Source organism: Helicobacter pullorum NCTC 12824, assembly GCF_017979475.1.
GTDB lineage: Bacteria > Campylobacterota > Campylobacteria > Campylobacterales > Helicobacteraceae > Helicobacter_D > Helicobacter_D pullorum.
In genome coordinates this window covers 1-7958 of sequence record NZ_JAERIT010000019.1, presented here as the reverse complement: position 1 = coordinate 7958, position 7958 = coordinate 1, and the positions used below count along the sequence as shown (strand labels likewise).

9 protein-coding genes and 4 tRNA genes are annotated in these 7958 nt (G+C 30.1%); 7 read left to right on the top strand and 6 right to left on the bottom strand.

Translation table 11 applies throughout. The annotated features are described in order from the left end of the window. Positions 1 to 144 precede the first annotated feature (144 nt). Positions 145 to 1200 carry a hypothetical protein gene (locus tag JJQ98_RS08690; RefSeq protein ID WP_060660956.1) on the bottom strand — a complete coding sequence of 352 codons (1056 nt, stop codon included), beginning with the start codon at positions 1198 to 1200 and terminating at the stop codon, positions 145 to 147. Between the two features lie 199 nt (positions 1201 to 1399). Between JJQ98_RS08690 and JJQ98_RS08685 the strand changes: the two genes are divergently transcribed. Beyond that, the gene (locus JJQ98_RS08685) at positions 1400 to 1714 is read left to right on the top strand and encodes a hypothetical protein (RefSeq protein WP_151104738.1); all 315 of its coding nucleotides are present in this window, start codon (positions 1400 to 1402) and stop codon (positions 1712 to 1714) included. A 316-nt stretch (positions 1715 to 2030) separates the two neighbouring features. Then, the gene (locus tag JJQ98_RS08680; RefSeq protein ID WP_134043111.1) at positions 2031 to 2336 is read left to right on the top strand and encodes a MerR family transcriptional regulator; all 306 of its coding nucleotides are present in this window, start codon (positions 2031 to 2033) and stop codon (positions 2334 to 2336) included. Positions 2337 to 2613: 277 nt separating this feature from the next. Here JJQ98_RS08680 and JJQ98_RS08675 read toward each other — a convergent pair. The 4 genes from JJQ98_RS08675 to JJQ98_RS08660 all read right to left on the bottom strand — a co-directional run bounded on the left by JJQ98_RS08675 (position 2614) and on the right by JJQ98_RS08660 (position 3007). Then, positions 2614 to 2701, bottom strand: a tRNA-Ser gene (locus JJQ98_RS08675). Positions 2702 to 2724: 23 nt separating this feature from the next. After that, positions 2725 to 2799, bottom strand: a tRNA-Cys gene (locus JJQ98_RS08670). Positions 2800 to 2812: 13 nt separating this feature from the next. Further along, positions 2813 to 2899, bottom strand: a tRNA-Leu gene (locus tag JJQ98_RS08665). Positions 2900 to 2932: 33 nt separating this feature from the next. Further along, positions 2933 to 3007, bottom strand: a tRNA-Gly gene (locus tag JJQ98_RS08660). Between the two features lie 115 nt (positions 3008 to 3122). Between JJQ98_RS08660 and JJQ98_RS08655 the strand changes: the two genes are divergently transcribed. The 3 genes from JJQ98_RS08655 to ftsY are packed head-to-tail and all read left to right on the top strand — an operon-like array spanning position 3123 to position 5663. Next, positions 3123 to 4091 (top strand): DUF3298 and DUF4163 domain-containing protein, encoded by a 969-nt coding sequence (locus JJQ98_RS08655; RefSeq protein WP_247596739.1) that lies wholly within the window; start codon positions 3123 to 3125, stop codon positions 4089 to 4091. Between the two features lie 55 nt (positions 4092 to 4146). Then, the gene (locus tag JJQ98_RS08650; RefSeq protein ID WP_040499509.1) at positions 4147 to 4779 is read left to right on the top strand and encodes a TlpA family protein disulfide reductase; all 633 of its coding nucleotides are present in this window, start codon (positions 4147 to 4149) and stop codon (positions 4777 to 4779) included. Further along, positions 4779 to 5663 carry a signal recognition particle-docking protein FtsY gene (gene ftsY / locus JJQ98_RS08645; RefSeq protein WP_054197534.1) on the top strand — a complete coding sequence of 295 codons (885 nt, stop codon included), beginning with the start codon at positions 4779 to 4781 and terminating at the stop codon, positions 5661 to 5663. The genes JJQ98_RS08650 and ftsY overlap by 1 nt, the downstream gene beginning before the upstream one ends. 90 nt (positions 5664 to 5753) lie before the next feature. Here ftsY and JJQ98_RS08640 read toward each other — a convergent pair whose 3' ends face one another. Next, the gene (locus JJQ98_RS08640) at positions 5754 to 5927 is read right to left on the bottom strand and encodes a hypothetical protein (RefSeq protein ID WP_170252202.1); all 174 of its coding nucleotides are present in this window, start codon (positions 5925 to 5927) and stop codon (positions 5754 to 5756) included. A 130-nt stretch (positions 5928 to 6057) separates the two neighbouring features. On the opposite strand from JJQ98_RS08640, the gene JJQ98_RS08635 reads away from it, so the two are divergent. Both JJQ98_RS08635 and JJQ98_RS08630 read left to right on the top strand, forming a co-directional pair. Further along, complete coding sequence (locus tag JJQ98_RS08635) at positions 6058 to 7254, top strand: AAA family ATPase (RefSeq protein ID WP_151104736.1); 1197 nt, start codon at positions 6058 to 6060, stop codon at positions 7252 to 7254. Further along, positions 7251 to 7703 (top strand): hypothetical protein, encoded by a 453-nt coding sequence (locus tag JJQ98_RS08630; RefSeq protein WP_151104735.1) that lies wholly within the window; start codon positions 7251 to 7253, stop codon positions 7701 to 7703. Before JJQ98_RS08635 ends, JJQ98_RS08630 begins: the two co-directional genes overlap by 4 nt. Positions 7704 to 7958 lie beyond the last annotated feature (255 nt).

The window sequence follows — 7958 nt, the reverse complement described above, 5'->3', positions numbered from 1 at the left end:
TTAAATCGAGACACGCTTCGATTTGTTTCAAGGAAAACCCTAATCTATTTCTTAAAAAGAAATTAAAAATAACATTATATAAAATCATATGCCATAAGTCAAGAATTATTGACACAAAAAAATTAATTTTTTACCAAAAGAGGCTTAATTGTCTATTGCTTCTTGATATTCTTTAATCCTTACATATTTTTTTTCACCACCAAAAGAAACTAATAAATTGTGCATTGTATATTTCAAGTTAGAAGAACACACAACAAGGCTATTAAAATCTGATCTAATCCAATTATTAACAGCTGTTTTAAACTCTTTTTTTTCATTTTTTTGTAGCAATAAAGAGTTTTTTGAATAGGTAATGCTATTTAAAATCTTGCTTAATTTTGAACCTTGAGCTTGTAGCGATTTTAAAATAGGCAGATATTTAATTTTATAAATTTCCTCTTCCTCTAAAAGAACTTTTAAGAAAAACATTCTTGCAAAAATCAAACCATATTGAGAAAAAGGAGAAACAATAGAAAAAAATAGATGAGTAACACTAGCTTTTATTAAAGGATTATCCACATTAAATTCTTTAAAAAAAGAGAAAAACGACGCAATATCTCTCTCTATATTTTCTGCTGAAGTTGGGAAATAATTTAAGCTTGTATTTTTTTGTTGGATTCTTGCATTGCTACTCCTAAGATGTATGTTGTAGCGATTAACAATAAATTTAAAATACTCTAAATCGAATTTCTCTTTTTTAATAAATAAGACACAATAAATATCAATAATTAATTCTATTAGATACTCAACCTCATTGTCTTTAAAATCTTCTTTTTTGAAACTAAATTCTTCAGGCAATTCTATTTTATCATTATCAAAAAACAACTCTTTTCGCAAGTTCCCATCTTTATTAAAAGCTATTTTATGTTCTAACTCTTTTTCTTTTTTTTGGCTAGAGTATTCCATAATTTCATTAACATTCAAATCTCCCTCTACGCAAGATAAAAAAAGAGATTGAATTTCTTGCCTATAAAATGTTCCAAACAAATATCGGCTAAATAAAGCCTTTTTAGTTTTTTTAATATTATTTATAGGAGAAGCTGTTTTTTCGATTTTTTTTAAGGTATTACCATAAACCTCTAAATTAATGGGAATCTCTTTTTCAAGATTCTTTAAAATTGGAATGATATTTTCAATTAATTGATTTTCTTTAGTCCCCAAAATATATCCTTTCTCTTTTAATTCTTAATATATTAATACAATTATAGCAAATTTTTTTTATATATAAAAATCTAATAATCTTCACAAAAAACGCTAGTTATAGACTTTATTAAATATTATTTAAGTTTATATTAATAAATAATTAAATATTATTGACACAAATTTTTTTAAAAAAATAAAATAATAAGGAGTGAAAAAAATGGAGGAAGCAAGAATAGTCAGTAAAGTTGAAAGTAGAATCCTAAAACATTTCGGAAAAGATGAATTAGAAATCTATAATACTTTTTCAAGAAAAATGAGGGCTTCTTATGCAATGTATATTGGAACAACCAAAAGGAAACCTATAATGTCTCCAAAGAGTTGGGAGAGTGCAAGAGTTTTTAAAGAGGATTTAACAAGCTTTAAAGAAATCTCAGAATCTTTGAAGCTTGATATGAGAGCAGTCATTAAATGTTATAGAAGTGGTATTAAAAAAATAAAAGAAAGACTTGAGGCTGAAGCAGTGCTAGATTAAGTAATGTTATTTAAAGATAACTATATAAATACAAAAATATTTTATTTGACACAAAAGAGTTAAAATACTATCAAACATATTTAAAAATGAGGTAAAAATAGTGAAACATAACAATATAAGGCTATATTTAAGAAATGGAGAGTGTTATTTCAAATTCAAAAATCAATCTTATTTTGTAGGAGAACGCAAGGATATTGATATACAAAGAATTAATGAATTGTTAGAAAAGGAATTAAAAGAGCAAGGAAATGTGTCTTTTTCAAAGGCACTTGATATTATAAAGAGAGAGAACATCAATAAAGAAAAAGGAGAAAAAATGAAAAAAGAAACAAATAAAGTCAAAGAAAACCTTATCAATAAGAATACAGAGGATATTCAAGAAAAAGATAATGAGAGATATTTAAAGGTAAAAACATTTAATGCAGTGGATTATTTGCCTGAAAAGTATAAAGGGAAATTAATGTTTAAATTTAAAGAAACAGCCGATATTTTAAATGTTCATTGTCTTACTATTTCAAGATGGGTTAGGGAGGGAAAATTACAAGAGATTGTCTATACAGAAAGAAGCAAATTTATCCCATTAACCTCAATTTTGCAATTTTTAGAAACTAAAAGCAATTAAGATATGTAAAAACTTCTACATATCTTTTTAATATCTTTCTTTTATCCCCCATATTCCCATATTTTAAAATCAAGACAAAAGTATATGTAAAAATGCTTTTACATATACTTTACATATCTTTTGGTAAAAAAATGACAATTTTATCACCTTATTTTTAATGATTCCAAATGTTATTAATTGTGATTACTTTATGTGTTGAAAAGCCCTAAAATAAATGGTATAATTGGTTTGAAAGGTATGTAATTTATAGCGAGATATATTGATTATTTACGAGTAATGGCCGGGAGAGAGGGATTCGAACCCCCGGAGGTGTGACCCTCAACGGTTTTCAAGACCGCCGCTTTCGACCACTCAGCCATCTCCCGAATCTATTTCAAACGCAAAGCTTTGGAGGCGACACCCAGATTCGAACTGGGGAATCAAGGCTTTGCAGGCCCATGCCTTACCGCTTGGCTATGTCGCCTTAGAAAAATAAGTGGTGCCCGAGGCCGGACTTGAACCGGCACGGACGCAATGTCCGAGGGATTTTAAGTCCCTTGTGTCTACCATTTCACCACCCGGGCTATGCTATTTATTATTTTTTAGTTTTAAAATAATGGAGCGGGAGACGGGGATCGAACCCGCGGCCCCAACCTTGGCAAGGTTATGCTCTACCACTGAGCTACTCCCGCATAAAAGCAAGGCTAGAATTATAACAATGCTTTTTAAAAAAATCAATAGTTTAAGATAAAAATTCTAAAATAATGTTAGAATCTTTATAAAATAATTCAAATTATGGAGGCGATAATGGGGATTAAAAATATAATTGTTGGTGCAGTTTTGTCGTGTGGAGTTTTTGTGTCAAGCCTATTTGCACAAGAGACGCAAGATTCTATTTATGAAACTTATCAATTTGAAAATGGAAAATTATATGTCGCTAGAGATCATAATGGAATTTTATTTGGGGGGATTTATGCTAATGGATATAAAGGCTGTGAAGTGGGTTTGGATAAATCATCTCTGCAGTGTGGCAAATATCAATTTACATTAGAAAAAGGCAAGATAGTAGGACAAAATTCAAAAATACTAGATTCTTTTGCAATCAAATCCCAAAAGATTGTTTATCGGCAAACACAGGCAAGTCCGAGTAATATTTCAATGCTTATAGTGTGCTCCAAAAATCCAAAAATCCAAAATTTATTAGAATTAATGTATCAAAAAGAATTTGAATGCACAAATGCCCAACAAGTTTTTTTGAAAGAGGCAGAAGAATCAATGCAAGAGTATTTAAAAGATATTGGCGATTTAAATGTCGAAGAATATCTTAAAAAGTTTCCTTTAGAAGAGATTACCGAAGATAAATTGTATTATTTTGATGAAAATTTGCTAGTTTTTGAAAAAATGAGTTATTTATACACAGGGGGAGCACATGGGAATCATGGTAAATGGGGAGTTGTATTGTCCAAAAAAGAGGGCATAGTAGAGCTTAATGAAATCATTGATTTAAATAATTTGGAGTTAAAACAGATTCTTTGGGAAAAATATCAAGATATAGCCACCAAAGAAAAGGTAAAAGATTATATCACTTTTGAAAATTTTAAAGTATCTGATGCGATATTGTTGAGCTATGATGGGATTGTGTTTGTTTATCAACCTTATGAAATTATGCCTTATGTTTATGGAAATATAGAGATTAAATTGCCTTTAGAAGTGGTAGAAAAATTTGGAAATTTTAAAGATTCTCCCTTGAAGTATCTTTTTTTGCGACAAAATTAAAATGCAGTTTTATCTTTGTTGTGTATAATTCGCCCAAAATATTAAGGATAGATTGATGAAAAAGCTAAAAATACTATTTTGTTTGTTATGTGTGGGCTTATTCTTTGGAGCTTGTGAAAAAAGCATTCAAGAGGCACAAGAAGACACCCCCAAACAAGAGTATTTAGAGGATTTAGAAATCATAGCAAATAATGGAGATAAGATTGCAATTAATCAAAAAATCCCACAATCTTATAAAAATAATTTTAAAAATATCGAACCCACCCAAAAAAACACCCTCAAAGATTTGCTAATCACCTCCAACAAAGAAAACATCAAAGTTTTGTTCTTTTTTACAACTTGGTGTGAGCCTTGTGTTGGGATTTTGCCTCATTTAGAGAATCTTCAAAAGCAATTTGGAGATAAAATCACAATTTTTGGAATCGGAATTGATGATTTGGTGGGAGAAGTAGAGGATTTCAATCAAACAATGCAAGTTTTCATCGAAGAAAACAAAATCACTTTTCCAGTAGCATTCAAAGAAAATAGAGCGGAGTTTTTCAAAGCATTAGAGGGGCTTGAGGGAATACCTTTGATTGTTTTGTATGATGAAAAGGGAGATTACATTATCCATTATTTAGGTGCGATTCCAGAAGAAATGATCGAGTTTGATTTATCTCAAAATTTAGCAAAAATGAGGGCAAAATAATGTTTAACATTCTCAAAAAAACCTTGCAAAAAACCACCCAAAATATCAAGGAGTTATTGCCAAAAGCACACAAAAAGCTTACCAAAGAAGAATTAGAAGAAGTGCTAATTGCCACAGATATGGATTATGATTTAATCGAAATGATTTTATCTCCCTTAGGTGAAGAAATCAGCAAAAATGAGCTTGAAGTTGCCTTGCTTAGACTTTTTAGAGGTGAGAGCTATTATGACAAAGTGCAGGCAAAACAAGTCAATGCTAAGCCTTGTGTAGATTTGATTGTAGGTGTCAATGGAGCGGGCAAAACTACCACGATTGCCAAACTTGCAAATTTATACCAAAAGCAAGGCAAAAGCGTGATTTTGGGTGCTGGAGATACTTTTAGGGCAGCAGCTATCGAGCAATTAAGCCTTTGGGGAGAGCGACTAAAAATCCCTGTAATTTCTTCCAAACAAGGGCATGATCCTTCAGCAGTGGCGTTTGATACGATTACTTCGGCAGTAGCTAAGAATCTAGATTGTGTGATTATTGATACTGCAGGGAGATTACACAACCAAAGCAATTTACAAAATGAATTACAAAAAATCGTCCGAATCTGCAACAAAGCCAAAGAGGGCGCACCACATAGGAAAATACTCATCTTAGATGGCACACAAGGCACTTCAAGTCTCGATCAAGCAAAGATTTTTAGTCAAACATTGGGCGGAGTTGATGGCGTGATTATTACCAAGCTTGATGGCACAAGCAAAGGCGGAGCGATTTTTAGCATTATTCATACCTTGCGAGTGCCTATTTTGTATATCGGAGTGGGAGAGGGTGCAGAAGATTTGATAGAATTTGATGAAAGTCAATATATCCAAACGATTTTAGATTCTATTTTTGAATGAGAAATTAGCCGATACTTAGTCACAATGTGAGGCTAACTTCCTAAGGGAAGTTTGAATCTGCCCTCACAAAACGCCAAACATATAATTAGACTAACCCTTGATTCTTAGATTTACACTAAAGCCATAATCCTTTGTGATATGCTGTGTGAGGAAATTTCCTATTTCATTGGTAGTATCTTGCAAATATTCTAAGTTTAGCAATTCCTCCATAAAAGCCATAGTATTGGTATTACATAAAGAAGTAGTGTTTAAAGATTCTAGCATTTTTTGATTGAATAAAAGTGATTATATCATAAAGAGGCTTTATGCTGTTTCATAGAGCTTAATCAAAATATAATATTGCATTATATACAATATTAGTATATTTTTTAGGAAAGATTATCAAATAAAGATTATGAAAAAACAAGAGTTAATCATTAGGAATTTGGGTCCTATTAAAGAAGCAGATATTATTATAATGCCTTTTACTATTTTTATCGGTGAGAGCGGTAGTGGAAAAAGCATTATTATGCGAACAATTAGTATGTTCCAATGGATATATAAAAAAATGCAGTACAAAATGTTTTTGAAAGCCTCTAATGCCAAGAAAGATCCATTGAGATTTAGATTAGAGCGGATTTTAAAAGATTCTTTATTGGAAGATTTTGTTAGTAAAGAAACATATATAGAATACAAAATAGAAGATGTGACTATCGCTACAATCTCTCAAGGAAAATTAACACCTAAATATGACTCTCTAAAACAAAATGAATTTTGTATTAATAAAATACTTTTCTTAAACGATAATCGCTCATCGATTGCCGAAATACTTTCTAGCCCAAGCGGTTTAAGGGCTAGATTCTCTTTATACACAAACGATATGATTAGCAATTTTAAAGAAAGTCTTAGTAAGATGAATCAAGAAATGCAAACTATGAACATAAATGTATTAAAAAAAAAGAAAGTTGCCTATGAACAATATTATATTCAAAGAGACAATAAAGAAATAAAATTTGAAAACTCAAGTTCAGGGGAAAAAAGCTCGGTCATTATAGAGCTTATTTGCTCTCATTTTGCAACAAAGTATGATTTTGAGGAAGCTTTTATTGGTGGAATACTAGAGTTTTTATTGGAATTAGATTTGGAATTAGATATAGATAAACTCAAAAATGTAAAAGAATATTTAATGCAAATGCAAAACAATCGGAATATGTGTATTTTAATAGAAGAACCCGAGAGCAATCTTTACCCAAGCAATCAAGAGAAAATGAGTTATTATTTGGCAAACTTAAGAGTAAAAGAGCATAAACCACAAGTTATAATTTCTACTCATAGCCCATATATGCTTAGTGCATTTAATAATGTAATATATGCTAACCAGCTATTAAAACAAGGGGCAGAAAAAGAAATTTTAGAAAGCATAGTCCCAACTTCTATAAATTCTGAAGATTTTATTGCATATAAAATAGATAGTGGAGAGGTTAAGAATATTATAGATAAAGAAACAGGCTTAATTAATGCAGAAGAAATAGATAATGCAAGTGATAACATTATGAATAAATTTGATTCCTTAATAGAAGTGAGTAACACATTAAAAGACAATCAAAAATGATAGAAGAATTTAGAAGGTATAGCGAAACCCCAAAGACACAAGTTAGTTGCAAAGAACAGGGTAAAGAATTCTTATTGATAAGCACCCAAGATTTGTTTTATAAGGTAAAGGTAGATGGGGGACTAGACAATTCTCAAGAGTCAAAATGTGATTATCTAATTATTAAAGCAAGTGATGATTCTATATGGTTATATGTAGAGTTAAAAGGAAAAGATATCAAAAAAGCTTTTGAACAAATAGAAGCGACACATAATAAATACAAAGACATAATTAATCAAACAAGAAAATTCTATGGTGCAATAGTGGCTTCAAGGGTAGCACCAAAAACTACAACTAAACAACAAATTTTAATCTCCAAGATGAAAAATAAATATAAGATGGAATGCTTGGTATGTAGTCAAAAATTGAAACTTAGATACAACCAGAATTCAAATTCTATTGTCAAATAATCTTAATATTTGCAAATCACCCCCTAATCCTCTTGCTTGAATTTTTATAGTATTCAAAATATTTAAAGAAATTTACAAAGATTGCAATTCAATGTGAAAATTTTACACATTTATTTTTGGTTTTTGGAAAGCTAGAAAGTGGGTTTGAGATTTTTTGACAAAACTTTGATGATTTTCTATGAAGCTAATCATCAAGCCTAATTATAAAGATTAAATTATTATTTAACTTTTACTAAATCATTTATATAATTTTGT